This is a genomic window from Streptomyces sp. SID14515 (assembly GCF_010548505.1).
Taxonomy (GTDB): Bacteria; Actinomycetota; Actinomycetes; order Streptomycetales; family Streptomycetaceae; genus Streptomyces; species Streptomyces caviscabies.
Genome location: NZ_JAAGMH010000034.1, coordinates 96,216 through 122,682, shown reverse-complemented (window position 1 = coordinate 122,682; position 26,467 = coordinate 96,216). Strand labels below are relative to the sequence as shown.

At 71.2% G+C, this 26,467-nt stretch carries 19 protein-coding genes and 1 pseudogene; 19 read left to right on the top strand and 1 reads right to left on the bottom strand.

Annotation, left to right across the window (positions count from 1 at the left end; genetic code table 11):
• The 8 genes and pseudogenes from G3I54_RS06780 to G3I54_RS06745 form a co-directional block, all read left to right on the top strand.
• Positions 1-532: pseudogene (locus tag G3I54_RS06780) on the top strand (ribonuclease E/G); the annotation flags it as partial.
• Between the two features lie 335 nt (positions 533-867).
• On the top strand, positions 868-1,986 hold the full coding sequence (locus G3I54_RS06775; RefSeq protein ID WP_164612111.1) for a DegT/DnrJ/EryC1/StrS family aminotransferase: 1,119 nt from the start codon (positions 868-870) through the stop codon (positions 1,984-1,986).
• Entirely contained in the window at positions 1,983-3,008 is a 1,026-nt protein-coding gene (locus tag G3I54_RS06770) for a Gfo/Idh/MocA family oxidoreductase (RefSeq protein WP_164612109.1), read from the top strand. The genes G3I54_RS06775 and G3I54_RS06770 overlap by 4 nt, the downstream gene beginning before the upstream one ends.
• Complete coding sequence (locus G3I54_RS06765) at positions 3,005-4,618, top strand: glycosyltransferase family 2 protein (RefSeq protein WP_164612107.1); 1,614 nt, start codon at positions 3,005-3,007, stop codon at positions 4,616-4,618. Before G3I54_RS06770 ends, G3I54_RS06765 begins: the two co-directional genes overlap by 4 nt.
• 4 nt (positions 4,619-4,622) lie before the next feature.
• Complete coding sequence (locus G3I54_RS06760) at positions 4,623-5,909, top strand: nucleotide sugar dehydrogenase (protein WP_164612105.1); 1,287 nt, start codon at positions 4,623-4,625, stop codon at positions 5,907-5,909.
• A gap of 2 nt (positions 5,910-5,911) precedes the next feature.
• Entirely contained in the window at positions 5,912-6,886 is a 975-nt protein-coding gene (gene galE / locus G3I54_RS06755) for a UDP-glucose 4-epimerase GalE (RefSeq protein WP_137235691.1), read from the top strand.
• A gap of 119 nt (positions 6,887-7,005) precedes the next feature.
• Complete coding sequence (locus G3I54_RS06750; RefSeq protein WP_239144260.1) at positions 7,006-8,367, top strand: glycosyltransferase; 1,362 nt, start codon at positions 7,006-7,008, stop codon at positions 8,365-8,367.
• On the top strand, positions 8,364-10,478 hold the full coding sequence (locus G3I54_RS06745; protein ID WP_164612101.1) for a glycosyltransferase family 4 protein: 2,115 nt from the start codon (positions 8,364-8,366) through the stop codon (positions 10,476-10,478). The genes G3I54_RS06750 and G3I54_RS06745 overlap by 4 nt, the downstream gene beginning before the upstream one ends.
• Positions 10,479-10,579: 101 nt before the next feature.
• On the opposite strand, the gene G3I54_RS06740 is transcribed toward G3I54_RS06745, so the two are convergent.
• Positions 10,580-11,176 (bottom strand): acyltransferase, encoded by a 597-nt coding sequence (locus G3I54_RS06740; protein WP_164612099.1) that lies wholly within the window; start codon positions 11,174-11,176, stop codon positions 10,580-10,582.
• Positions 11,177-11,490: 314 nt separating this feature from the next.
• On the opposite strand from G3I54_RS06740, the gene rplU reads away from it, so the two are divergent.
• The 11 genes from rplU to G3I54_RS06685 all read left to right on the top strand — a co-directional run bounded on the left by rplU (position 11,491) and on the right by G3I54_RS06685 (position 26,465).
• Positions 11,491-11,811, top strand: a complete 321-nt coding sequence (rplU, locus tag G3I54_RS06735; RefSeq protein WP_003969204.1) for a 50S ribosomal protein L21 — start codon at positions 11,491-11,493, stop codon at positions 11,809-11,811.
• Positions 11,812-11,825: 14 nt separating this feature from the next.
• Positions 11,826-12,083, top strand: coding sequence for a 50S ribosomal protein L27 (gene rpmA / locus G3I54_RS06730; protein WP_164612097.1), 258 nt, complete (start codon positions 11,826-11,828; stop codon positions 12,081-12,083).
• Positions 12,084-12,227: 144 nt separating this feature from the next.
• On the top strand, positions 12,228-13,664 hold the full coding sequence (gene obgE / locus G3I54_RS06725) for a GTPase ObgE (protein WP_103537936.1): 1,437 nt from the start codon (positions 12,228-12,230) through the stop codon (positions 13,662-13,664).
• A 489-nt stretch (positions 13,665-14,153) separates the two neighbouring features.
• A complete protein-coding gene (locus G3I54_RS06720; RefSeq protein ID WP_137235694.1) occupies positions 14,154-15,653 on the top strand; it encodes a bifunctional cytidylyltransferase/SDR family oxidoreductase in 1,500 nt (499 codons plus the stop codon).
• Between the two features lie 225 nt (positions 15,654-15,878).
• Complete coding sequence (locus tag G3I54_RS06715; protein ID WP_203685592.1) at positions 15,879-18,014, top strand: hypothetical protein; 2,136 nt, start codon at positions 15,879-15,881, stop codon at positions 18,012-18,014.
• A gap of 177 nt (positions 18,015-18,191) precedes the next feature.
• The gene (locus G3I54_RS06710) at positions 18,192-19,430 is read left to right on the top strand and encodes a glycosyltransferase family 2 protein (protein ID WP_164612093.1); all 1,239 of its coding nucleotides are present in this window, start codon (positions 18,192-18,194) and stop codon (positions 19,428-19,430) included.
• Between the two features lie 181 nt (positions 19,431-19,611).
• Entirely contained in the window at positions 19,612-22,380 is a 2,769-nt protein-coding gene (locus G3I54_RS06705) for a CDP-glycerol glycerophosphotransferase family protein (RefSeq protein ID WP_164612091.1), read from the top strand.
• A 152-nt stretch (positions 22,381-22,532) separates the two neighbouring features.
• Positions 22,533-23,687, top strand: a complete 1,155-nt coding sequence (gene proB, locus G3I54_RS06700; protein WP_343240279.1) for a glutamate 5-kinase — start codon at positions 22,533-22,535, stop codon at positions 23,685-23,687.
• 128 nt (positions 23,688-23,815) lie between these two features.
• Positions 23,816-24,307 carry a hypothetical protein gene (locus tag G3I54_RS06695; protein WP_164612089.1) on the top strand — a complete coding sequence of 164 codons (492 nt, stop codon included), beginning with the start codon at positions 23,816-23,818 and terminating at the stop codon, positions 24,305-24,307.
• A 149-nt stretch (positions 24,308-24,456) separates the two neighbouring features.
• Complete coding sequence (locus tag G3I54_RS06690) at positions 24,457-25,740, top strand: glutamate-5-semialdehyde dehydrogenase (RefSeq protein WP_164612087.1); 1,284 nt, start codon at positions 24,457-24,459, stop codon at positions 25,738-25,740.
• 137 nt (positions 25,741-25,877) lie between these two features.
• Positions 25,878-26,465 (top strand): hypothetical protein, encoded by a 588-nt coding sequence (locus G3I54_RS06685; RefSeq protein WP_164612086.1) that lies wholly within the window; start codon positions 25,878-25,880, stop codon positions 26,463-26,465.
• The last annotated feature ends 2 nt before the right edge of the window (positions 26,466-26,467 follow it).

The following is a 26,467-nucleotide window of genomic DNA, read 5'->3' as shown; positions in this document are numbered from 1 at the left end:
GGAGCCGGTCCGGCCGGCCGAGCCCACCACGGACCCGGTCGCGGCCGAGGACCCGGTCGTCGAGGCGCCCGCCGCCGAGGCGCCGGCCCCCGAGGCTCCGGCGGAGAAGGCCCCCGAGGCCGAGGCCCCGGTGGCCGCCCCGCCGCGTGCCCGGCGCCGGGTGACCCGCAAGGTGACCGCTCCGGCGGGCTCGCCCACCGGGTCGGACGACGCGGAGATCGTCGTGGTCGCCTCGGCGCCCGAGGCCAAGGCCGAGGAGCCCGAAACCAAGGCGCCGGAATCCGGTACGCCGGATTCCGAATCCGCCGAGCCGGCCCCCGCGAAGAAGACGGCCCGCAAGGCCGCCGCCAAGAAGGCCCCGGCAAAGAAGGCGGCCGCCAAGAAGACCGTCGCGAAGAAGACCGCCGCCAAGAAGACGACGGCGAAGACGGCCGCGAAGAAGACGACGAAGAAGACCGTCGCCGCCGAGCAGTCGTCGCCGTCAGTGACGGCTTCCGCGCCTTCCGCGGAGGGCGAGTCGTCGGCGAACTGATGAATCCGTAACCGGTTGTTCATCTTCAGGTGTCCCGCTCCGAGCACATCGGGGCGGGACACCTGCTTTGTTTCAGAACTGATGCAAGGGCCGGTTAACGAGCCCGAAATGGGCTGAGAAATCCCTGATAATGTGACGGCGGTTGCCATGCGTGTGAGCGTTCTTCACGAAAACTACGGTTGGTGACAAGGCCCGGCACCTATATCGACCGGGCCGGATTCCTCGGCAGGGCGTCGGCATCGCGCCGGTGGGGTTTACGCGCGACCTCGGTAAGACGTCCCGCACCTCGGAGCTCTGCCTGGTACGAGCTCTTGCGGTGTTCAAGGAGGACGTTCATGACGAGCATCAACGAGCAGCCGATTCCCGCTGCCCGCCCGGTCATCGGGGAAGACGAGATCGAGGCCGCCGTACGCGTGCTGCGCAGCGGTCGCGTCGTACAGGGCCCGGAAGTCGCGGCCTTCGAGGAAGGCTTCTCGCGCCTGGTCGACGACCGGCACTGCGTCGCCGTCAACTCGGGCACCTCGGCCCTTCACCTGCTGCTGCTCGCACTGGGCATCGGGCCGGGCGACGAGGTGATCGTCCCCTCCTTCTCCTTCGCCGCCTCCGCGAACGCGGTCCGCCTCGTCGGCGCCGACGTCGTGTTCGCGGACATCGAGCCGGGCAGCTTCGGCCTCGACCCGGCGGCGGTCGAAGCCGCCATCACGCCGCGCACCGCCGCGATCATGCCGGTGCACCTCTACGGCCACCCCGCCGCGATGGACGAGCTCATGCCCATCGCCGAGAAGCACCGGCTCGCCGTGGTCGAGGACGCCTGCCAGGCCCACGCCGCGGCCCTGAACGGCACCCCGGTCGGAGCGTTCGGCGCGGGCGGCACCTTCAGCTTCTACCCGACCAAGAACATGCACTCCCTCGAAGGCGGCATGGTCACCACGGCCGACGCCGAACTCGCCCGCACCCTGCGCCTGCTGCGCAACCAGGGCATGGAGCAGCGCTACGCCAACGAGATCGTCGGCGCCAACATGCGGATGACCGACGTGTCCGCCGCCGTCGGCCGCGTACAGCTCGGCAAGGTCGAGGGCTGGACCGAGCAGCGCCGCGCCAACGCCGCGTACCTCGACGCCCACATCACCGCCCCGGCCGTCACCACCCCGCCGGTGGCCGAGGGCGCCCGGCACGTCTACCACCAGTACACCGTGCGGATCAGCGGCGACCGGGACGCCGCGATGGCGAAGCTCACCGAGGCGGGCATCGGCAACGCGGTCTACTACCCGACGCCGATCCACCGGCTCAAGCCCTACTGGGAGCCGGACCAGAAGGCCGGCCGCACCTGGGACCTGCCCGAGACCGAGCGGGCCGCCGCCGAGGTCGTCTCGCTGCCCGTCCACCCCTCGCTCACCGAGGGCGACCTGGCGCGGATCGCCGCCGCCGTGAACTCCCTGGGGGAGAACCTGTGAGCGCAGCACTGAAGGCCGGGCTCATCGGCCTCGGCTCCATGGGCCGCCACCACGCCCGCGTCCTCGCGAGCCTGGAGGGCGTCGAACTGGTCGGCGTCGTCGACCCGATGGGCGACAAGAACGGCTGGGCCCAGGGCGCACCCGTCCTCGCCACCGTCGAGGAGCTCATCGCCCTCGGCATCGACTACGCCGTCGTGGCCTGCCCGACCGCGCTGCACGAGGAGGTCGGCCTCCAGCTCGCCGACGCCGGGATCAGCGCCCTGGTCGAGAAGCCGCTCGCGGACACCGTCGAGGGCGCCCGCCGCCTCGTCGACGCCTTCGAGTCGCGCGGCCTGGTGGCCGGCGTCGGCCACATCGAACGCTGCAACCCGGCCCTGCTCTCGCTCCGCGCCCGCCTGGAGGCCGGCGAGCTGGGCGACGTCTACCAGGTCGTCACCCGCCGCCAGGGCCCCTTCCCGCACCGGATCGCCGACGTCGGCGTGGTCAAGGACCTGGCCACCCACGACATCGACCTGACGGGCTGGGTCACCGGCCAGACGTACACCTCGATCGCCGCCCACACCGTCTCCAAGTCGGGCCGCCCGCACGAGGACATGGTCTCCGCCGTGGGCCAGCTGTCCGACGGCACGATGGTCAACCACCTGGTCAACTGGCTGAGCCCGCTCAAGGAGCGGTTCACCTCGGTCACCGGCGAGCGCGGCTGCTTCATCGCCGACACACTCACCGCCGACCTCACCTTCCACTCCAACGCCGCGGTCACCACCGAGTGGGAGGCGCTGCGCGCCTTCCGCGGGGTCTCCGAGGGCGACATGATCCGCTACGCCATCCCCAAGCGCGAGCCGCTGCTCGTCGAGCACGAGCTGTTCCGCGACGCCGTGCAGGGCAAGCCCGCCGACATCTGCACGCTGCGCCAGGGTCTGCGTACGGTCGAGGTGGCCGCCTCCGTGCTGGAGTCCGCCACCAACGGCACCACGGTGCTGATTCCGGCCGACCGGGACCAGGAGCAGGAGCCGAGAAGGTGACCACACCCGATGTCACGGTGGTCGTGGCCGTCTACAACACGATGCCGTACCTCACCGAGTGCCTCGACTCGCTCGTCGGCCAGAGCATCGGCCACGAACGGCTCCAGGTCGTGGCGGTCGACGACGGCTCGACCGACGACAGCGGCAAGGAACTCGACCGCTACGCGCAGCGGTACCCGGACGTCTTCACCGTCGTCCACCAGCCCAACTCGGGCGGCCCGGCCGCTCCGAGCAACCGCGCCCTCGACCTGGCGACCGGCCGTTACGTCTACTTCATCGGCTCGGACGACCACCTGGGCGAAGAGGCGCTGGAGCGGATGGTCGGCCTTGCCGACGCCCACGAGTCCGACGTGGTCGTCGGCAAGATGGTCGGCACGAACGGGCGTTACGTCCATCAGAAGCTGTACACCGGCAACCGCGACGTCACCCTCGACGACTCCGAGCTGCCCTTCACCCTGGCCAACACCAAGCTCTTCCGCCGGGAACTGGTCGAGAAGCACAAGCTCCGCTTCCCCGAGGACATGCCGGTCGGCAGCGACCAGCCGTTCACCATCGAGGCGTGCGTCCGGGCCCGGAAGATCTCCGTGCTCTCCGACTACACCTGCTACTACGCGGTCAAGCGCGGCGACGCGAGCAACATCACCTACCGGGCGAACCACCTGGCCCGGCTCCGCTGCGTCCAGCGGATCATGGAGCACACGGCGGCCCTGATCCCCGCGGGCCCGCGGCGCGACGCCGTGTTCAAGCGCCACTTCGACTGGGAGCTGACCAAGCTCCTGCAGAAGGACTTCCCCGCGCTCGACCTCGACACCCGCCGCCAGGTGTGCGAAGGCGTCGGCGCGCTGGTGGACGCGTACTTCACCGACGGCCTGCGCGACGGCACCGGAGTCAAGCGCCGGGTGCGCTTCGGCCTCGCCCGGAGCGGCGCCGTCCAGGAGCTCACCCGCGCCATCGCGGACGAGACCGAGCACGGAGCGCCGCCCTTCCTGCTGGAGGGCGACCGCGCCTTCGCCTCCTACCCCGGATTCCGGGACCCGGCCGTCGGCCTCGACGACCGGTACTACGAGGTGCTCGGCGAGACGGTGGCCGGCCGCCTCTCCACCGGTACGCGACTGGAGTCGGCCGGCTGGGAGCAGCACGGCACGGACCTGACCTGCGTCGTGAACCTGCGCGCCGGCATCACCGGCGACACCTCGTCGGCCGTCGTCGCCCTGGCCCAGGGCGCCATGCCGGACAGCGCGGACAAGCCCGGCGCGCGCAGGCTCCCGAAGGACGCCGTACGCCCGCAGCGCGTCGGCACGCTCACCGCCGAGCCGGCCGAGGGCGGCGGCACCCTGCTGACCGCCCGTATCCCGCTCGCCCCCGCCCGCGCCAAGAAGGGCGTCCGCCTCTACGTGGACGTGGCGGGCTCCACGTACGAGATCCCGGTCCGCACCGAAGGGCAGCCGATGCCGCTGGCACGCCGCTGGGGGACCACCGACCCCCACCGGGTGGCGGCGAACACCAACACCAAGGGCCGGCTCGTGATCACGACGGCCCCGCTGCGGGAACCGAAGTCCGGCGTGGGCGCACGGCTGCGCCGCACGCTGTCCAGGTCGAAGAGGAAGTAACCCGATGAATATCTGTGTAGTCGCGCTCGGCAAGATCGGACTTCCGCTCGCCGTGCAGTTCGCCGCCAAGGGCCACAAGGTCATCGGCGCGGACGTCAACGAGAAGGTCGTCGAACTCGTCAACGCGGCCACCGAGCCGTTCCCCGGTGAGCACGACCTCGACCGTCTGCTCAAGGAGACCGTCGGCGCCGGCCTGCTCTCCGCCACCACGGACACCACGGCCGCGGTCGCCGCGTCCGACGCCGTCGTGGTCGTCGTCCCGCTCTTCGTGGACGCCGAGGGCACCCCGGACTTCGGCTGGATGGACGCCGCCACCAAGGCCATCGCGGCAGGCCTCAAGCCCGGCACCCTGGTCAGCTACGAGACCACGCTGCCGGTCGGCACCACCCGTACCCGCTGGGCGCCGATGCTGGCCGAGGGCTCGGGCCTGACCCCCGGCGAGGACTTCCACCTGGTCTTCTCCCCGGAGCGGGTCCTCACCGGCCGCGTCTTCGCCGACCTGCGCCGCTACCCCAAGCTCGTCGGCGGCATCGACGAGGCGTCCGCCGAGCGCGGCGTCGCCTTCTACGAGGCCGTCCTCGACTTCGACGAGCGCGAGGACCTGCCCCGCCCCAACGGCGTCTGGGACCTCGGCACGGCGGAGGCCTCCGAGCTGGCGAAGCTCGCCGAGACCACCTACCGCGACGTCAACATCGGCCTGGCCAACCAGTTCGCCCGCTTCGCCGACCGACACGACATCGACGTCAAGAAGGTCATCGAGGCCTGCAACAGCCAGCCCTACAGCCACATCCACCAGCCCGGCATCGCCGTCGGCGGCCACTGCATCCCGATCTACCCCCGGATGTACCTGTGGAACGACCCGGAGGCCACCGTCGTGCGCTCGGCCCGCGAGGCCAACGCCGCGATGCCCTCGTACGCCGTCGACCTGCTGGCCGCCGCCTACGGCGACCTGGACGGCGTCGGGGTCCTGGTGCTCGGCGCGGCCTACCGGGGCGGCGTCAAGGAGACCGCGTTCTCCGGAGTCTTCGGCGTCGTCGAGGCCCTGAAGGCGCGCGGCGCGGTGCCGTTCGTCTCGGACCCGATGTACACCCCCGAGGAGCTGACCGCCCTCGGCCTGGTCCCGCACGACGGCCACCAGGCCGTCACCGCCGCGATCCTCCAGGCCGACCACGCCGAGTACCGCGAGCTGTCCGCCGCCGACCTCCCGGACGTCCGCGTCCTGGTCGACGGCCGCCGCACCACGGACCCGGCCAACTGGGCGGGCGTACGCCGCGTCGTCATCGGCGGCTGACGATGACCTGGCTGATCACCGGTGGGGCCGGCTACATCGGATCCCACGTGGTCGCGGAGATGGCGGGCGAGGAGCGCCTCGTCGTCCTCGACGACCTCAGCACCGGACGGGCGGAGCGCCTTCCCGAGGGCGTCCCGCTCGTCGTGGGCTCGGTCCTGGACCGGGAGCTCCTCGACCGGGTGCTGGCCGAGCACGCGGTGACCGGCATCGTGCACATCGCGGGCAAGAAGCAGGTCGCGGAGTCCGTCGAACGACCGCTGTACTACTACCGCGAGAACGTCGACGGCCTGCGCACCCTGCTGGAGGCCGCCGCCGCAGCCGGTGTCCGGCGCTTCCTGTTCTCCTCGTCGGCGGCGGTCTACGGCATGCCCGACGTCGACCTGGTCACCGAGAAGACCCCCTGCCTGCCGCTCAGCCCGTACGGCGAGACCAAGCTGGCGGGCGAATGGCTGGTGACCGCGGCCGGCCGGGCACACGGCATGGCCACCGCGTCGCTCCGCTACTTCAACGTCGCCGGAGCCGCTTCGGCGGAGCTGGCCGACGAGGGCGTCTTCAACCTGGTCCCGATGGTCTTCGAACGCCTGGAGGCCGACGAGGCCCCCCGGATCTTCGGCGACGACTACCCGACCCCGGACGGCACCTGCGTCCGCGACTACGTCCACGTGGAGGACATCGCCTCCGCCCACGTCGCCGCGGCCCGCCGGCTGGCCCGGGACCCGTCCGCCGAACTGGTCCTGAACATCGGCCGGGGCGAGGGCTCCTCCGTCGCCGAGATGATCGACATCATCCTCGACGTCACCGGCCGCACCGGCCTGCCCCCGGTCGCCGGAGCCCGCCGCCCCGGCGACCCGGCCCGGGTGGTCGCCTCCGTGGACGCCATCGCCGCGGAGCTGGACTGGTCGGCCCGGTACGGCATTCGGACCATGGTCGAGTCGGCCTGGGCGGGGTGGCGGCTGCGGCACGAGCCGTCGGCGTAGGCATGAGACATGAGGCATGAGGCGCCGAGCCCCGGACCGACCCGGCCATTCGGCGTCACGAAGCACGACCCCCGAAACTCAGCAGAACCAGCAGAACAGGAATGACTGAAGTGCCAGGCATGGACGAGCGCAGCGGACCGCGTCCGCATCTGCTGTACTTCGCGATCGGGTTCCCGCCCGCCGCGAAGAGTTCCGCCTTCCGGATGCGCGAGACCGCGAACCAGTTCGCCGCCGCGGGCTGGGACGTCACCGTCGTCACGATCGCGGAGGAGTCCTGGCTCCGCGACTCCGGCGTGGACCACACGCTCTCGGAGTCCGTCGACAAGCGGATCCGGATCGTGGAGCTGCCGCTGTCCCGGGCCGATCTGGAGACGGACATCCGGCTGTACTCCGAGGAGCGCGCGCTGGACCCGGCCAAGTGGCTGAGCGGCTTCCGGGCCGAAGCGCTCAAGAGCTTCCCCGAGCCGGTGTTCGGAGGCTGGCGGGGCGCTCTGGAGACCGCCGCTCTGGAGCTGTACCGCGAGCGGCCGGCCGATCTCGTCCTGGCCAGCTGCGTACCGTACGTCCAGCTCGCCGCCGTCCGCAGGCTCTGGGAGGAGCACCGGGCCCCGTACGCGGTGGACTTCCGTGACGGCTGGTCCCTGGACGTCATCGACGGCGTGGAGGCCTTCCCGAAGGACTCCGAGGCCGGCCGCTGGGAGTCGGAGCTGCTGGAGAACGCCCTGTCGCTCTGGGTGGTCAACGACCAGATCGCCGACTTCTACCGCACCCGCTACCCGGAGCACGCCGAGCGCGTCCACGTCGTGCGCAACGGCTACGACCGGGACAGCGTGCCCGAGGTCGAGGTCCGCCCCACCACCGGACGGAACCTCGTCTTCGGGCACCTGGGCACGGTCAGCTTCTCCGTCCCGCTGCTGGAGTCCGTCCTCGCCGCCTGGCGCACCGCCCGGGAGCGCGAGCCGCTGCTCGCCGACGCCCGGTTCGAGGTGCGCGGGCACATCGGCGCGGGCTCCAACCGTGAGGCCAACCGGCACATCGAGGTCCTGCGCGCGGCGGCCGACGACGGCGTCGTGGTGGGCGGCGCCGTGCCGAAGGCCGAGGTCGCCGATGTGTACGGAGCGTGGGACGCCCTCGTGCTCGTCATCATCGGCGGGCCCTTCATGACCTCCGGCAAGGTCTACGAGTACATGGCCACCGGACTGCCGATCGTCTCCATGCACGAGGCCGACCACGACGCCTCGCGGCTGCTGGACGGCCGCCCGCTGTGGACCGGCCCCCGCGGACTGGACGAGGAACGGCTCGCCGACGCGTTCTGCGAGGCCGCCCGCATGGTCGTGGAGGCCTCACCCGAGCAACGCGCGGCCGCCCGTGACCACGGAACCGGTTACGCCCGTGATTCCCTGATGGTGACCGCCGTCGAGCAACTGACCGCTCTGGCGCTCGCCCAGAAGCCCGCACTTTCCGGAGGTTCCGGGTCATGACCGACGTACTGATGATCGCGGGTTCGACGCCCAGACCGGCCGTCGTCGCCGCGGCAGTGGACAAGTTCCGGCAGCTCGGGGCCCGCGTCCACCTCGTCGGCAACTTCAAGGCCGGGGACATCGACGCCGATCTGGGCTGGGCCACCGTACGCAAGGTGCCCGCCGGCGGTTCGGCGAGCAAGCACGTGCAGCGCAAGACCGAGGCGATGCGCTTCCCGGAGCGGCTCTGGTTCCACCTGGAGCAGGACCGGGAGGCCCGGGCCGTGGTCCGCTCCGCCGACCTCGTCGTGGCCCTCGACAACCGCGCGGTGTACAGCGCGTGGCGCATCTCGCGGTTCCGGCGTCAGCCCGAGGTGTGCTTCGGGATCGCCGCGGGTCTCCGTGCCCTGGAGAAGCGCCGGGAGTCGGGCGGCGCACAGCTGCCCGAGCACGTCCCCGGCCCGCTCACCGTGGCCACCGACGGGCTGCGCCGCCGCGTCCGGACCCTGCCGGCCGACCTGCTGCGCAACGCCACCGGACCGCTCGCCCTGCGCAGCCGCGTCGGGGCACGCGCCTGGCGTGCCGCCGTCTCGGTGCCCGGCGTTCCGGACACGCTGCGGATGACGGCCACCGAGCAGGTCATCGAGGGCATGTGGCTGGCCGGACGCCAGTCCGGGGCCCTCACCACCGCCCGCGCGGCGGCCGGGAAGCTCGCCGACCCGGCCATAAAGGCCGGCCTGCTGGACAACGTGGCGGCCAGGATCATCAGGAACGGCCACACTCCGGCCAACCTCACCGAGGCGGTCACGGCCTATCTGGACCTGGCCGACGCACGGCACGCCGCCGGCGACCGGGCGGCGGCCGCCGACGCCCTGCTGCACGCCATGAAGCTGGCCTTCCACCGTGTCGTCCACATCGACCAGGTCAGCAGCCCGCTGGCCACGGACCCGGCCGGATTCATCGCCCCGTTCCGGAAGTCGACGGCCGCCTCCGCCGTGGTCCGGCCGCAGGGCAGGCGGACCCCGGCCGCGGCCCCGCCGAAGGACCGGCCGCTGCGGCTGCTCGTCGCCACGACCTCCAACGCGAACTTCCTGCATCTGATCCGGTCGCACTACGAGGCCAACCCGGACGTCGAGCTGCGCTTCCTCGACATGGCGGAGCACCCGGGCATGAAGCGGCTCAACGGCGCGGCACAGCGGCACCTCGAATACCGGCTGGGCGGCGAGCCGCTCTTCGCCCATGCCGCAGAGCAGCAGCTGCGGCCCCATCTGGACTGGGCCGACACGGTGTTCGTGGACTGGTGTGTGGCTCCCGCCGCCCTGTTCACCGTGGTCGACCCCGGAGACACGCGGATCATCGTGCGGCTCCACAGCTACGAGGCCTTCACCCGCTGGCCGCACATGATGGACTTCTCGCGCGTCGACGACGTGGTGTTCGTCGCCGATCACATCCGTGATCTGGCGGTGGCGTCCATCCCGGGGCTCGGCGGCGAGCAGGCCCCCCGTACGCATGTGATCGACAACGGTATGGACCTCGCCGAATTCCGGCGTACGAAGGACCCGTCCACCCGGTTCAACCTCGGGCTGGTCGGCATCGGCCAGGTGGCGAAGGACCCGCTGTGGGCCCTGGAGGTCCTCAAGGGGCTGCGCGAGCGCGACGAGCGCTACCGCCTGTTCCTGATCGGCGGGGACATGGGCCGGCCGACCAACGCGGCCAGGGCGTACGCACGCAAGCTGGAGAAGGCGCTCAAGCCGCTCGTGGAGGAGGGGGCCGTCGTACGGGTCGGGGCGACCGACGATGTGCCCGGGGCTCTGGAGGACGTGGGCGTCATCCTCAGTACGTCGGTACGCGAGGGCTGCCACGTGGGCCTCATGGAGGGCGCGGCCAGCGGCGCCGTCCCGGTGGTCCGCGACTGGCCGTTCTTCGCGGGCGGCGAGCACGGTGCCGGGACGCTCTACCCGGCCGAGTGGATCGTCGGGACCCCCGAGGCCGCGGTCGAGCGGGTGCTCTCGCTCACGGCGTCCGACGAGAGCTGGCGCAACGCCGGAAAGATGGCCACCGAGCACGCGCTGACCACATGGGACTGGCCGGTCGTCCGGCTGGACTTCGACCGGCTGCTGTTCGACAGCTGAGCAGACGGCGCAGGAGGGCCGGGAACCGTTTCACCACGGTTCCCGGCCCTCGCCGGTCCTGCCCGCGCGCCGAGCGTGCGCCCGGCCCGAGGACGGCTCGCTCAGCGCTCCGCGAGCGCCCCGTCCTTCTCCTCGTACAGCGCCCCGCTCTGCGGGCACTCCCACACCCCCGGCTCGCCCGTGCGCTCGGTCAGCCGCACCCCGGCCCGCCCGACCCAGCCGATCCGCCGGGCCGGCACACCGACGACCAGGGCGAAGTCCGGCACGTCCTTGGTGACCACGGCGCCGGCCGCGACCATCGCCCACCGGCCGATCCGGACCGGCGCGACACAGACCGAGCGGGCGCCGAGCGAGGCGCCCTCGGCGACCTTCACGCCGACGGCCTCCCAGTCGCCGCCGCGCTTCTGCTTGCCGTCCGGGTCGACCGAGCGGGGGTTGTGGTCGTTGGTGAGGACGACGGCGGGGCCGACGAAGACGCCGTCGCCGAGCTCGGCGGGCTCGTACACGAGGGCGTAGTTCTGCAGCTTCACGTTGTCGCCGATGCGCACACCGGTGCCGACGTAAGCGCCGCGGCCGACGACACAGCCCTCGCCGAGCCGGGCCCCCTCACGGATCTGCGCCAGCTCCCAGACGCTGCTGCCTGCTCCGATCTCGGCGGTCTCGTCGACCTGGGCGGTGGGCTGGACCCTGTAGTTCACGGCATGCCTTTCGGAGAGCTGATGCGCCCGGAAAGCATAAGGCGGGCGGGCCCGCGGGCTTCCGGGCGGCAGGCGCGTCCCCGGCCCCTCGGCCCGGCCCTCGACCCGGTTTGACCCCCACACCCCCGCCCCGTAACCTTGACCCTCGGTGTGTTTCCTTAACGCGCCTACCCCTGAGCACATCCCTCCCGGTAACGGTCGGTGTTCGCGCCGTCCGCCAGGAGAGGCCGCTCATCCTTCCGGATCGTCCCGGGCCCCGGCCCGTGCGAGCGGCTGGCATCAGGGGATCCGTTCCGAGCGAGAGAGAGATCCGCGTGTACGCCATCGTGCGCAGCGGTGGTCGCCAGCACAAGGTAGCTGTCGGCGACATCGTTGAGGTTGACAAGATTTCCACTGCCAAGGTTGGCGACACGGTCGAGCTCTCGACCCTGCTCGTTGTCGACGGTGACGCGGTCACCAGCGACCCGTGGGTGCTGGACGGCATCAAGGTCACGGCCGAGATCGTGGACCACCACAAGGGCGCGAAGATCGACATCCTTCGCTACAAGAACAAGACCGGCTACCGCCGTCGCCAGGGTCACCGCCAGCAGTACACGGCGATCAAGGTCACCGGTATCCCCGCGGCTGCGAAGTAAGGGACTGAGAACACATGGCACACAAGAAGGGCGCATCTTCCACTCGGAACGGGCGCGATTCCAATGCTCAGCGGCTCGGCGTGAAGCGCTTCGGCGGTCAGGCCGTCAACGCCGGTGAGATCCTGGTCCGCCAGCGCGGCACCCACTTCCACCCCGGCTCGGGCGTCGGCCGTGGCGGCGACGACACGCTGTTCGCGCTGACCGCCGGTGCGGTGGAGTTCGGTACGCACCGTGGCCGCAAGGTCGTGAACATCGTTCCGCTCGCCGTCTGAGTTTCCCGACGCGCGCAGAACGACACACAGCACCTTCCGAGGGCGGATCTCAGCTTTCCCGGCGAACGGGGAAGCGGGTCCGCCCTCGGCGTGTTACGACAGAGACAATTCCGTATTTTCCTGCTGTACCTGGAGGCACCAACCATGACCACCTTCGTGGACCGCGTCGAGCTGCATGCCGCCGCGGGTAACGGAGGCCACGGCTGCGCCTCCGTCCACCGTGAGAAGTTCAAGCCGCTGGGAGGCCCCGACGGGGGCAACGGCGGACGCGGCGGCGATGTGATCCTCGTCGTCGAGCAGTCCGTGACCACGCTGCTGGACTACCACCACAGCCCCCACCGCAAGGCCACCAACGGCCAGCCCGGCGCCGGCGACAACCGCTCCGGCAAGGACGGCCAGGACCTGGTCCTGCCCGTGCCGGACGGCACCGTGGTGCTCGACAAGGCCGGGAACGTGCTCGCCGACCTCGTCGGCCAGGGCACCACCTTCGTGGCCGGTCAGGGCGGCCGCGGCGGCCTCGGCAACGCGGCGCTGGCCTCGGCCCGCCGCAAGGCCCCGGGCTTCGCGCTGCTCGGCGAGCCGGGGGAGAGCCGGGACATCGTCCTGGAGCTCAAGACCGTCGCCGACGTGGCCCTCGTGGGATACCCGAGCGCGGGCAAGTCCTCGCTGATCTCGGTGCTCTCCGCGGCCAAGCCGAAGATCGCGGACTACCCGTTCACCACCCTCGTACCGAACCTCGGCGTCGTCACCGCCGGCTCGACCGTCTACACCATCGCCGATGTCCCCGGGCTCATCCCCGGCGCCAGCCAGGGCAAGGGCCTCGGCCTGGAGTTCCTGCGGCACGTCGAGCGCTGCTCGGTGCTCGTGCACGTCCTGGACACCGCCACCCTGGAGTCCGACCGCGACCCCGTCTCCGACCTCGACATGATCGAGGAGGAGCTGCGGCTCTACGGCGGCCTGGAGAACCGGCCCCGCATCGTCGCCCTCAACAAGGTCGACATCCCGGACGGCCAGGACCTCGCCGACATGATCCGCCCCGACCTGGAGGCCCGCGGCTACCAGGTCTTCGAGGTCTCCGCCATCGCGCACAAGGGCCTCAAGGAGCTGAGCTTCGCGCTCGCCGGGATCATCGCCGAGGCGCGTGCCACCAAGCCGAAGGAGGAGGCGACCCGCATCGTCATCCGTCCCAAGGCGGTCGACGACGCGGGCTTCACCGTCACCCTGGACGACGAGGGCATCTACCGCGTACGCGGCGAGAAGCCCGAGCGCTGGGTGCGCCAGACCGACTTCAACAACGACGAGGCCGTCGGCTACCTCGCGGACCGGCTCAACCGCCTGGGCGTCGAGGACTCCCTGATGAAGGCGGGCGCCCGGGCCGGCGACGGCGTCGCGATCGGCCCCGAGGAGAACGCGGTCGTCTTCGACTGGGAGCCGACCGTGAGCGCCGGCGCCGAGATGCTCGGCCGCCGCGGCGAGGACCACCGCCTGGAGGAGCCGCGCCCCGCCGCGCAGCGCCGCCGGGACCGCGACGCCGAGCGCGACGACGCGGAGAAGGAGTACGACGAGTTCGACCCGTTCTAGGGGGTGTCTTGTCGATCAGGCCGGATCAGGGAGCGTGGTCTGGTGCCGTGCGTCGCAAGGCGGAGGAGGGAGTCATGGCGGAGCCATGCCGACCGACGACAACGCGGCGAGGCGCGGTGCCAGGGCACGCGAGCCCGGCCTGATCGCCAAGACACCCCCTAGGTCCTCCCGGACTGTCGGGAGGAGGACTGCCGGACGGCCCGTCTCTGCGGAGGCGGGCCGTCCGGTAGCCTCGGGCCCGGGCGTCGGCGGTTTCCGCCGGTCACGCCGGGTGCGCGCCGGGTGCACGTGCTGCAGATGTGCGGATTGAGCAACACATCTGTGGGGTCGGTCACCCCGGGCGACCACCCGGCAGCGCCCAACCTCCCTGGCCAGAGGGTGAACTGCGGGTATCCGCGGGACGAGCGGCGGACGACGTCCACCTTGCGAGACGGTCACGGAGAGTGCGACCATCACACTGTTCCCCCGTCATAGCAAGGTAGGTCGTCTGTGTCTGTGCCGCACGAAGCCAAGCCCCGGACCACAGCGGTCGTGCTCGCCGGTGGGACCGGCCAGCGCGTGGGCCTGTCGATCCCCAAGCAGTTGCTGAAGATCGCCGGCAAGGCCGTCATCGAGCACACGCTGACCATCTTCGAGAACGCCGAGGGCATCGACGACGTCATCGTGCTGATGGCGCCCGGTTTCGTGCCCGACGTCGAGAAGATCGTCGCGAAGGCCGGACTGACCAAGGTCACCCGGATCATCGAGGGCGGCAACACCCGCAACGAGACCACCGAGCGTGCCATCGCGGCCCTCGGCGAGGGCCTCGCCGAGGGCGAGGACCGCAACGTCCTCTTCCATGACGCGGTGCGCCCCCTGCTGTCACAGCGTGTGATCACGGACTGCGTCGAAGCGCTGGAGCGCTACCAGGCCGTCGACGTCGCCATCCCGTCCGCGGACACGATCATCGTGACCCGTACGCACGGCGAGGACGGCGAGTTCATCACCGAGGTGCCCGACCGCTCCCGGCTGCGCCGCGGCCAGACGCCGCAGGCCTTCAAGCTCTCCACCATCCGCAGGGCGTACGAGGTCGCGGCGGGAGACCCCAACTTCCAGGCCACCGACGACTGTTCGGTGGTCCTCAAGTACCTCCCCGACGTGCCGATCTACGTGGTCGCGGGCGACGAGTACAACATGAAGGTGACCCAGCCGGTCGACGTCTTCATCACCGACAAGCTCTTCCAGCTGGCCTCCACCGCCGCCCCGCGCCAGGCCGACGAGGCCGCGTACCGGGAGCTCCTGACCGGCAAGACCCTTGTCGTCTTCGGTGGTTCGTACGGCATCGGCGCCGACATCGCGACCCTGGCCGAGAGCTACGGCGCGAAGGTCTACGCGCTGGGCCGTTCCACCACCGGTACGCACGTGGAGAACCCGGAGCACGTGGACGACGCGCTCTCCAAGGCGTACGCCGAGACCGGCCGGGTCGACTACGTCATCAACACCGCGGGCGTGCTGCGGATCGGCAAGCTGGCCGAGACCGACAACACGACGATCCAGGAAGCGCTGAACGTCAACTACCTGGCGCCCGTCCAGATCGCCCGCGCCTCGTACAAGTACCTCGCCGAGACCCAGGGCCAGTTGCTGCTCTACACCTCCAGCAGCTACACCCGGGGCCGCGCCGAGTACAGCCTCTACTCCTCCACCAAGGCCGCCATGGTCAACCTCACCCAGGCGCTCGCCGACGAGTGGGCGGGCGAGGGCATCCGGGTCAACTGCGTGAACCCGGAGCGCACCGCGACCCCGATGCGCACCAAGGCGTTCGGCCAGGAGCCCGAGGGCTCGCTGCTCTCCTCGGAGGCCGTGGCGCGCACCTCGCTGGACGTCCTGCTCTCCGCGCTGACCGGTCACGTCATCGACGTACGGCAGCAGGACCCGACGGCGGGCGCCGCCGACTCCTCCGGTTTCGAGCAGGCGCTGGCCTCCGTGCTGGACCGTCAAGCAGATGTGTAATAATTCTTGACAAATGTGCTTTTCCGGGCCTCTGTTGTCGCTTTCTGCGATGGCAGAGGCCCGAATGCGTGAAGCCGCACCTTCACATTTCCGCCAATACGTGAATCAACCAGCACCCCCTGGAGCAGGTTCTTCGTGATCTCGACAGCCATTCGCCTGGCCCGTGTGGGCAGCAGGTCGGAACTGGCGGCAGCGTTGTTGATGGGGCTGGGATATCCCTGCGTCATGCTTGCCGCGCTCATTCCCCACATCTGGTTCTTCGCGGCGGCCACCGCTGTCACGTATGCCGCCGACTGGTATCTGCACCAGCGGGGGAGTTATCTGGTCAACCGCCTGGGCAAGGTGCGCGCCGGGCTGTCGATCCGCTTCCTGCTGCGGCAGCTGATGGTCATCCTGCTGCTCGCCCGCCTGGATCTCGCCGAGCAGCCGCTGTTCTACTCGGCGGTGGCCTGTTTCCTGCTCTTCTACGGGCTCCAGGCCCCGCACGGCGCCCTGACGACCCTGATCCGGCTCCGCCGCACCATGCCGGTCGTCACCCGCAACGTCGACCTGCACGCGGTCCGCATCCCCGACGCCCCGCCCGGCGCGCTGCTGCGGCGCTCCGCCGAGAAGATGCTGCACCTCGACATCCCGGCCGTGGTCGGCATCCTGATCGCCGCCGGTACCGGCGAGGACGTCATCGGTTACGTGGGCATCGGCGTGACGCTGCTGCTGGCACTGCTCTACCTCGTGGCGCTCGTGCCCTACATGCGCCGCGGCCGGCTGGCGCCTCCGGCCCCCGCCGTGCTGAAGGCCGTCGACAGCTGGCTGCGCGAGTACCAGCCGACCGTGGTGCTCTACTTCTCCGGCTCCAACGAGTCCGCCTACCAGGGCAACATGTGGCTGGAGACCATGGCCCGGGTCGAGGGCCGGCCGCTGATCATCATGCGCGAGCGCGGTCTCGTCCCGCAGCTGGCCGAGACCTCCGTCCCGGTCATCTGCGTCCCGGCCGGCACCCACCTGATGAACCTGGACCTCTCGACCGTCCGGGTCTGCCTGTATCCCGCCAACGTCGGCAAGAACATCCACATCCTGCGGGTCCCGACGATGAAGCACGTCTTCATCGGCCACGGCGACAGCGACAAGCTCGCCAGCGTCAACCCGTACTCCAAGGTCTACGACGAGGTCTGGACCGCGGGCCGGGCCGGCCGCGACCGCTACGCGCTGGCCGACGTGGGCGTCCTCGACCAGGACATCGTCGAGGTCGGCCGTCCGCAGCTGGAGCCCATCAAGAGCTGGACGGGCGCCGTCAAGAACCCCATCCCGACCGTGCTGTACGCGCCCACCTGGGAGGGCTGGGACGACAACCCGGGCAACACCTCGCTGCTGCTGGCGGGCGAGAACATCGTGCGCCGGCTGCTGAACGCCGCCGACCCGGTCCGGATCATCTACAAGCCGCACCCCTTCACCGGCATCCGCAGTGCCAAGGCCAAGGCCGTCAACGCCCGGATCCGGGCGATGCTGGACAAGGCCGCCGCCGAGCGCGCCGCCGAGCCCCGTTGGGCGAAGGAGGCCTCCTCGGCCGCCGCCGGGCAGAGCGCCGCCAAGGCCGAGCTGGTCCGGATCGAGGCGCGGCTCGCCCAGCTCGCGTCCACCGGCCGCTCGGGCGGCGACGACGCGGAGGAGTCGCGGCTCTCGCTCGCCGACCCCGCCCGCGAGGCGGAGACCGCCCGGCTGCGGGCCGAGTGGAACGACGCCTACTGGCGCTCCTTCGGCTGGTGGGAGCACCGTACGGTGACCGGCGCGCAGCCCAAGCTGTACGACTGCTTCAACGAGTCCGACGCAATGGTTTCGGACATTTCCAGTGTGGTCTCCGACTTCATCGCGAGCGGCAAGCCGTACGCGGTGACCGACTCCGCCGCCCTCGGGGCCGAGGAGTTCAAGCGGCAGAACACCGCGGTGCGCGCCGCGGTCATCCTGTCCAACGGGGCCGAGGAGCTCGACGAGCTGCTGGCCGCGGTGGCCGACCCGGCGGCGGACACGCTGGCGGACGCCCGCCGTGAGCTGAAGACCTACCTCCTGGGGCCGGACGAGCCGACCTCCATGGAGCAGTTCAACGCGGCCGTACGGGCGCTTGCCGCCAAGGCTGAGGCCCGTAACCAGGGCGTCGCCCAGCGGCTCGGCGACCAGGCCGTCGCGGTGCCGGACGAGGAGGCCGTCTCCAGTGGGGTCGGCGCGGACGACCCGCAGGCGGCCGCCGCGGCCGACGCCACGGCGGACCCGGACGCTCCGGCCGCGCCGGACGCCGAGGCCGAAGCCGAGGCAGCGGCGGAGGCGGCGGCGGAAACCGCCGTCACCGAGGGTTCCTCGTCCGTGCGCTGAGCGACATACGGCCGGACGCCGCACAACTGATCGAACTGGCTGAAAAGCAGGCAACCCCGATCGCGACCCGTACGTCTCTCCTGAGGGAGGGATGTACGGGTCGTTCGGCATGTCGATGCACAAAAAGTGCAGAGTCGGGCAATCCGCCTTCTTTCGTGATCAAATCGACAGGTGCACATGCCCGACATGCCCAGGACGAACGACGAGCCCGATGTCAGTGTGATCATCGGAGCCTATGACGCGATGCCCTACCTGGTCCGGTGCCTGGAGTCCGTCGAGGCACAGACCATCGGCGCGGACCGCATGGAGATCGTCGCGATCGACGACGGCTCCACCGACGGCACCGGCGCGTACCTGGAGGAATTCGCCGCCCGGACCGCGATCCCCATGCGGGTCGTCCGACAGGAGAATTCCGGCGGACCCAGCGGACCGCGCAATCGCGGCCTCGATCTCGCCCGCGGGCGGTACGTCTTCTTTCTCGACGCGGACGACTATTTCGGCGAGGAAGCCCTGGAGCGCATGGTCGCCATGGGCGACCGGGCGGGCACCGACGTGGTGCTCGGAAAGATCGTCGGCGTCAATCGCGGTGCCGCGAAGTCGATGTGGAAGGAGACGGTCGAGCGCGCCGACCTGTATTCCTCCAACGTCAAATTCACCTTGAGCGCGCAGAAGCTGTTCCGGCGCGACCTCCTCGTACGCCTCGGCATGACCTTCGACGAGAAGCTGAAGACGGGCGAGGACGCCCTGTTCACGATGGAGGCGTATCTGCGCGGCAACGGGATCTCCGTCGTCGCCGACTACACCTGCTACTACCTGGTGGGCCGCGAGGACCGCAACCAGATGACCAAGAAGGGCGGCTACAAGCGCCGCTTCGACTCGGCCCGCGCCCTCATGGGGCTCATCGCCGAGCACGTGCCCCCGGGCCCCCGCCGCGACGCCCTGATGGTGCGGCCCTTCGTCATCACGCTGCTGCCCCAGTTCGGCCCCGGCCTGGTGAAGCAGAAGGACGAGGTCCGCGCGCGGAAGATGGAGCTCGCCGCCCCCCTGATGAAGGCGTACTGGACGCCGGAGCTCGGCCGCAACCTCAAGGTGAACGAACGGCTGCGGCTGATGTGCCTCGCCGAGGGCCGGCTCGACCTGCTCCTGGACATCGCGGCCTTCCTGCGCGACAAGAAGGAGCCCGAGCTCGTCCGCCGGGGGAACCCGCCCCGTCTCCACCTCGCCTACCCGCACTTCGGCGAGAGCTCCGTGCTTCCCGACCGGGCGTACGAGGTGACCGTCACCGAATGGGTCGGCGGACGGCGGATCGAGGCCCCGAAGGCCGGACCCCGCGTCTCCTTCGCCCGCCGCGTGGTCCGCAAGGCCCGCCGCACCGTGCTCAGCGCCCTGCGCGCCCCGCGCGCGCACCGCGTCTGACGGATCCCGGGGGAGCCCCGGACGCTGCCGCCCGCCCCGGCGACGACCGGGGCGGGTTCGTCCTGTGAGGGGTGTCACGTCATACTGTTGGGCAACCATGAGACCGTTGGAGAGGTCTCATTAACGCCCCGTCCTCCTGGGGTTCATCATCTGCACGTCCCCCCGGAAAGGCCCTCCCCCCGTGGCGTCCCTCGAAGCGATCCCCGACGAGCTCAGTCGGCTCATGAAGTACTTCCCGGAGACTCCGGTCGAGGAGCGCCCCGAATTCCACCGAGCGGCCAAGGACTTCCTGGCCCGTGCCGCCCCCAAGGTCGTACGGCAGTTCTCCCCGATGGCCCGGGTCAAGTGGCACCTCGCGGCCAGCGGCCGCGGCGACGAGCTGGTCGACCTGCTGCACTACGAGCGCGAGAACCCGGGAGCCTTCTCCGTCCGCGGCCTGCGGCGCGCCCGCATCGAGCTGCCCGGCGTCGAGAGCTCCTCGCTCCCCTCCTCCGTGCGCAACTTCAACCGCAGCGAACTTCCCGTACGCGGCAAGCTCCTGGACCTCGGCTGGGAGGACGGCAAGCTCCTCGTCAAGGGCTACGCCTACATCCCCAACGTCCCCTCGGCCACCGGCAAGCGCTCGCTGCGCGTCGCCGTGCTCCGCCGCCAGGGCAGCCGCTCCACCCTCCCGCTGCGGCTGCGCACGGTCCTGGAGCCCCGCGCCACCGCCGAGGCCAAGGGCGCCCTGCACAACTACGACTGGTCCGGCTTCGAGATCGGCATCGACCCGTCCCGGCTGCGCGTACGCGGCCAGTGGCAGCCCGGCACCTGGCGGCTGGGCATCGGCATCCCGCGCCCCGGCGGCATGTCGGTCGGCAGCATCACCAAGAACAACGCGGGCGCGGCCGGCCACAGTGCCACCCGGATCCTCGACGACGGCGTCCGCCTCGTCGCCGGCTTCGACCGCAACCGGCTCAAGCTCTCGGTGGACGTCGTCCCCGCCGAGATCATCGCCCAGGAAGCCGACGGCGACACCCTCACCGTCACCCTGCGCTCCCGCGTCACCACCCCCGCGGGCAAGTACCCCACCGCCCTGCGGATCGACCACGAGCCGAGCGGCTTCGTCACCGACCTCCCGCTCCAGCAGGGCGAGACCGGCGCCGACGGCTGGCTCCGCCACACCGCCCGCCTGGACTTCGCGGACCTGCCCGTCGACGGCGTACGGCCCGGCAAGGCCGTCAAGTACCGCGCCCTGATCGTCTTCGCCGACGGCACCACCCGCCGAGCCACCAACGGAGCCGAGCCCGTCACCGGCGTCCACCCGCTGCCCGAGGGACGCGAGTTCGCGATCCTCACCGACGGCGCGGGCAACTTCACCCCGCAGGTGCGCACGGTCCAGCCGCTCGTCGACAGCGTCGAGTGGAGCGCCGACGGCGAGCTGGTCCTCTCCGGCGTCTACACCGGCCCCGCCGAGCAGATGAAGATGGTCCTGCGCCACACCGGCCGCAACGAGGACCGCCCGCTGCCCGTCGAGTTCGCCGACGGCCGCTTCACCGCCCGGCTGCGCCCGGACACCATGCCCACCTACGAGGGCACCGTGCCGCTGCGCGCCGGCCGCTGGATGCCGCGCCTGCGGCTGCGCACCGAGTGGGACCACACCCGCGACCTGCCCGTCACGATCCGCCCCGACCTCGTCGGCACGCTGCCGCTGGCCCACCGGGGCGAGCACCGCACGTACACCGTCGAGCGGCTCGACTTCGACCGGATCTTCGTGGAGTCCGGCCCGGTCCTGGACCCGGAGCTGCGCGGCGCCTACCGCCAGCGCCTGATGCGCGACGTCTACACCCCCGAGCAGCGCAAGCTGCCGCTGCGCGAGGCCGTGCTCTACAACAGCTTCGGCGGCAAGCAGTTCTCCGACTCGCCCCGCGCGGTCTACGAGGAGCTCAAGCGCCGCGGCACCGAGGTCGAGCACATCGCGATGGTCCACGACCAGCAGGTCGTGCTGCCGCCCGGCGTCCGCGGCGTCGAGTGGGGCAGCAAGGAGTGGTACGAGGCACTGGCCCGCAGCCGGTACGTCGTCACCAACGGCGGCATCCGCGAGTGGTTCGTCCGCCGCGAGGGCCAGGTCGTCGTCCAGACCTGGCACGGCACCCCGCTCAAGCGCATCGGCGCCGACCTCCTCGGCACCCCCAAGGCGAACCTGGCCTACATCGCGAGCCTCCCGCAGCGCTCGCGCCAGTACAGCCTGTTCATCACGCCGAACGCCTTCACCACCCCGATCATGACCAACTCCTTCCGCCTCCAGTGCGAGGTCCTGGAGGCGGGCTACCCGCGCAATGACGTCTTCCACGCACCCGACCGCGTCAAGCGCGCCGCGGCCGTACGCGAGAAGCTCGGCATCCCCGCGGGCAAGAAGGTCGTGCTGTACGCCCCCACCTGGCGCGACGACCAGCGCTACGGCGGACGCCGCTTCAAGCTGGACAACCAGATCGACGTCGAGGCCGCGAAGCGGGAGCTCGGCGACGACCACGTGCTGCTCTACCGCAAGCACCACAAGGTCCTCGACTCCATCCCCGGCGCCGGACAGGGCTTCGTCTACGACGTCACGTACTACCCGGACATCGCCGACCTCTACCTGATCGCCGACGTGCTGATCACGGACTACTCCTCGGTGCTGTTCGACTTCGCGCACTCCGGGCGTCCGATGCTCTTCTTCACGTACGACCTGGAGCACTACCGCGACACCCTGCGCGGCTTCTACTTCGACTTCACCTCCCGCGCCCCCGGGCCGCTGATCAAGACCTCCGAGGACCTGGTCTCCGCGATCCGGAACATCGACGCGGTCAGCGAGGAGTACAAGGAGAAGTACGCCCAGTTCCGGGTCGACTTCTGCGAGCCCTCCGACGGCCGCGCCGCCGCCCGGGTCGTGGACCGGATGCTCGCCGTCAAGGACGAGCAGCAGAGCTGAGCCCACCGGCCGCCCCCGCCGCTGTCCACCGGCCGAAACCGGTGGGCGCCGGGGGCGGCCGCTCGCGTACTGTGCGTGCCGGGGGCGGCACCGGGGCCGACTGGCTCCAGGGCCCCCGTCGGACACCGGGGCGATCCAGAGCGAGGAAGCACGTGGCAGAGCAGAGGCCGTTGGGCCGCGAGCCGGCAGTGACCGGCGCTCGCAGGGTCGTCGTCAAGGTCGGCTCCTCCTCGCTCACCACGGCCTCCGGCGGCCTCGACGCCGACCGGGTCGACGCCCTCGTCGACGTTCTGGCCAAGGTCAGGGACGGCGGCGAACGCGAGGTCGTCCTCGTATCCAGCGGAGCCATCGCCGCCGGACTCGCCCCGCTCGGCCTCGTCCGCAGGCCCAAGGACCTCGCCCGCCAGCAGGCCGCCGCCAGCGTCGGGCAGGGCCTCCTCGTGGCCCGCTACACCGCCTCGTTCGCGCGCTACGGCGTTCGCGTCGGCCAGGTGCTCCTCACCGCCGACGACACCAGCCGCCGCGGCCACTACCGCAACGCCTACAGCACCCTGGACAAGCTTCTGGAGATGGGCGCCGTCCCCGTCGTCAACGAGAACGACACCGTCGCCACCGACGAGATCCGCTTCGGCGACAACGACCGGCTCGCCGCCCTCGTCGCCCACCTCGTCCACGCCGACCTGCTGGTCCTCCTCTCCGATGTGGACGGCCTCTACGACGGACCGCCCGGCACCCCCGGCGCCTCCCGGATCGCCGAGGTCACCGGCCCCGAGGACCTGGCGGGCGTCACTATCGGCAGCGCCGGCAAGGCGGGCGTGGGCACCGGCGGCATGGTCACCAAGGTCGAGGCCGCCCGCATCGCCACCGCCGCCGGCGTCCCCGTCGTCCTCACCTCCGCCAGCCGGGCCGCCGACGCACTCGCGGGACGCGACACCGGCACGTACTTCCACCGCACCGGACGCCGCTCCGCCGACCGGCTCCTGTGGCTGGCCCACGCCTCCACCCCGCAGGGCTCGCTCACCCTCGACGACGGCGCCGTACGGGCCGTGGTGGAGCGGCGCACCTCGCTGCTGCCCGCCGGAATCTCCGCTGTCGAGGGCGAGTTCAGCGCCGGCGACCCCGTCGAACTGCGCGATCCGCGCGGCACCCCGATCGCCCGCGGACTCGTCAACTTCGACGCGAAGGAGATCCCCCAGCTGCTCGGCCGATCCACCCGGGATCTGGCCCGTGAACTGGGCCCCGCCTACGAACGCGAGGTCGTACACAGGGACGATCTGGTCCTCCTCGCACCGCGCCTCACCTCCTGAATCGGCTGAAAGTCCCGCTCTCCAGCAGGGACCTTCCGCAAAACCACCCCACGCCAGGCTGTGGACTGGTCCACTTTGTAGTGGGGAAACAGGGGTACCGCACAGCAACACACCACAGGAGGCCGCCGGTGAGACGAGCGCGCCCGGGGGCGCCGCCCCGAGGCACGGCCAACCGCGCCCTGACGAGTGTCGGAGCGGGGGCGGATTTCGACCGGAATCCGCTCCCGACGGACACCGTCGGACGGGAGCCGGTCACGACGGCGAAGGAGGAGTCCCCGCAGTCGAAGCTCTGGCACATCACCCTCAGCGTCTCGGGCACCGAGACTCCGCTGGGGGAGGTCAGACGCGGCCTGGAACAGCTCGCCCACGACCATCCCTTCCTGCTGACCAGCCGCTACGCAGGCGACCACGCGGAGATCCGCTACTGGGAAGAGGCCCGCGATCTGCACGACGCGGCCGCGGTGGCGCTGCGGCTGTGGGGCGAGCACCGCTCCAGCGCGCAGCTCCCGCCCTGGGAGATCGTCGGCCTCGAAGTCATCGACCGCGAGACCTACCATCTGCGGATCGCCGAGGGATACGGACCGCCGCCCGCGGCCCCCGTGGGCGTGCACCCCTACTGATCCGGGCCGATCCGGGGTCGATCCCGGGCGATCCGGGCCGATCCGGGGTCGATCCGGGGTCGATCCGGGGCAGTCCGCCCCTCGGGTCGGCCGTCTCGCATCACGGGATACGTGACGGATGCCCGCAGAGCGCGCATTACTCTGCGGGCATGACCACGCTCTCGCCCTACGACAACCTCTCCCCGGTCGCGCAGACCGCCTACCGGGCCCGTGCCGCCGCCGCCGACATCGCGCCACTTCCGCGCGCGGCCAAGGACGACGCGCTGCTGGCCATCGCCGACGCCCTCGAAGTGCGTACGAGCGAGATCGTCGAGGCCAACGCGAAGGACGTCGAGCGCGCCCGCGAGGCCGGGACGAGCGAAGGCATCATCGACCGCCTCACCCTCACCCCGGAACGCATCCGCGCCATCGCCGCCGACGTACGGGACGTGGCCGCGCTGCCCGACCCGGTCGGCGAAGTGGTGCGCGGCTCGACCCTGCCCAACGGCATCGACCTCCGCCAGGTGCGCGTCCCGCTCGGCGTGGTCGGCATCATCTACGAGGCCCGGCCCAATGTCACCGTCGACGCCGCGGCCCTCTGCCTGAAGTCCGGCAACGCGGTCCTGCTGCGCGGCTCCTCCTCCGCCTACGCCTCCAACACCGCCCTCGTCCGGGTCCTGCGCGACGCGGTCGGCGGCTCCGGCCTGCCGGCCGACGCGGTGCAGCTCGTCCCGGGCGAGAGCCGCGACTCCGTGACGGAGCTGATGCGGGCCCGCGGCCTCGTCGACGTCCTCATCCCGCGCGGCGGCGCCTCGCTGATCCGCACGGTCGTCGAGCAGTCCACCGTCCCCGTCATCGAGACGGGCACCGGCAACTGCCACGTCTACGTCGACGCGCAGACCGACCTGGCCATGGCGGTCGACATCCTGATCAACTCCAAGGCCCAGCGCCCCAGCGTCTGCAACGCCGCCGAGACCCTGCTCGTCCACAAGGACGTGGCGGACGACTTCCTGCCGCTCGCCCTGGACGCGCTCGCCGAGGCCGGGGTCACCGTCCACGGCGACGAGCGGGTGCTCGCCCACGCGGACTCCACCAAGGCCACGGTGGTCCCGGCGACGACGGAGGACTGGGAGACCGAATACCTCTCCTACGACATCGCGGCGGCGGTCGTCGACTCCCTGGACGCGGCGGTCGCCCACATCCGGCTCTGGACCTCCGGCCACACCGAGGCGATCGTCACCACCTCGCAGGCCGCCGCCCGCCGGTTCACCCAATTGGTCGATTCGACCACGGTCGCCGTGAACGCCTCCACCCGTTTCACGGACGGCGGGCAGTTCGGCTTCGGCGCCGAGATCGGCATCTCCACGCAGAAGCTGCACGCCCGCGGTCCGATGGGCCTGCCCGAGCTGACCTCGACGAAGTACATCGTCACGGGGGACGGGCACATCCGCTAGACGCCCTCCCGGCCCTTCCGCGCCCCTGAGGTCGGCCCCTCCCGCCGGGAGGGGCCGACCGCGTGTTCGCCCGCGTCGATCCGGGGGAGTTTGCGGGGTCCCTGCCCAAAAGGTCCCGACGGGGCTACGCTGAAACCGTGCCGGACGACGTGGGGGGCAAGCCGTTTTCGGACGGCTGGGAGCCCGACGACGACCGCGGGGGCGCGGACGAGGACTTCGCCTCCGTGGTGTTCGACGAGGACTTCGTCCGGTCGGCGCCCGTCCATGAACCCACCGCCGTGGAGCGGCTGCTCGCCGCCGCCGAGGCCCGCGCCGAGGCGGACGCGGCCCGCGCCCGCCGGAGCCGTCGCGATGACGACGAATACGGCCCCTACGGCCACTCCCGGGGCTACCACGACCCCCAGGACCTCGACTACGACCCGGACCACGGCCACGGGGACGACGACGACCTCGCCCCCGGGCCCTACGGCCGCCACGGCGGCTCCCTGCGCCCCTACCGCAACTCCGCCCGCTGGCACCGGCCGGTCGCCTGGCTGCTGGCGCTGGTGATGGGCGTCGGCATGGTCTCCCTCGCCTTCACCGCGGTCTACCGGGGTGCCTCGAACAACCGCCAGGACCAGGTGCCGCCGCCTGTCACCAGCGGCGTGGACAAGCCGGGCGCCGCCCCGTCGGCCTCCGCGGATTACTCCCGCCCCGCGGTGTCCGCCGAGCCCCGCGTGCCCTGAGC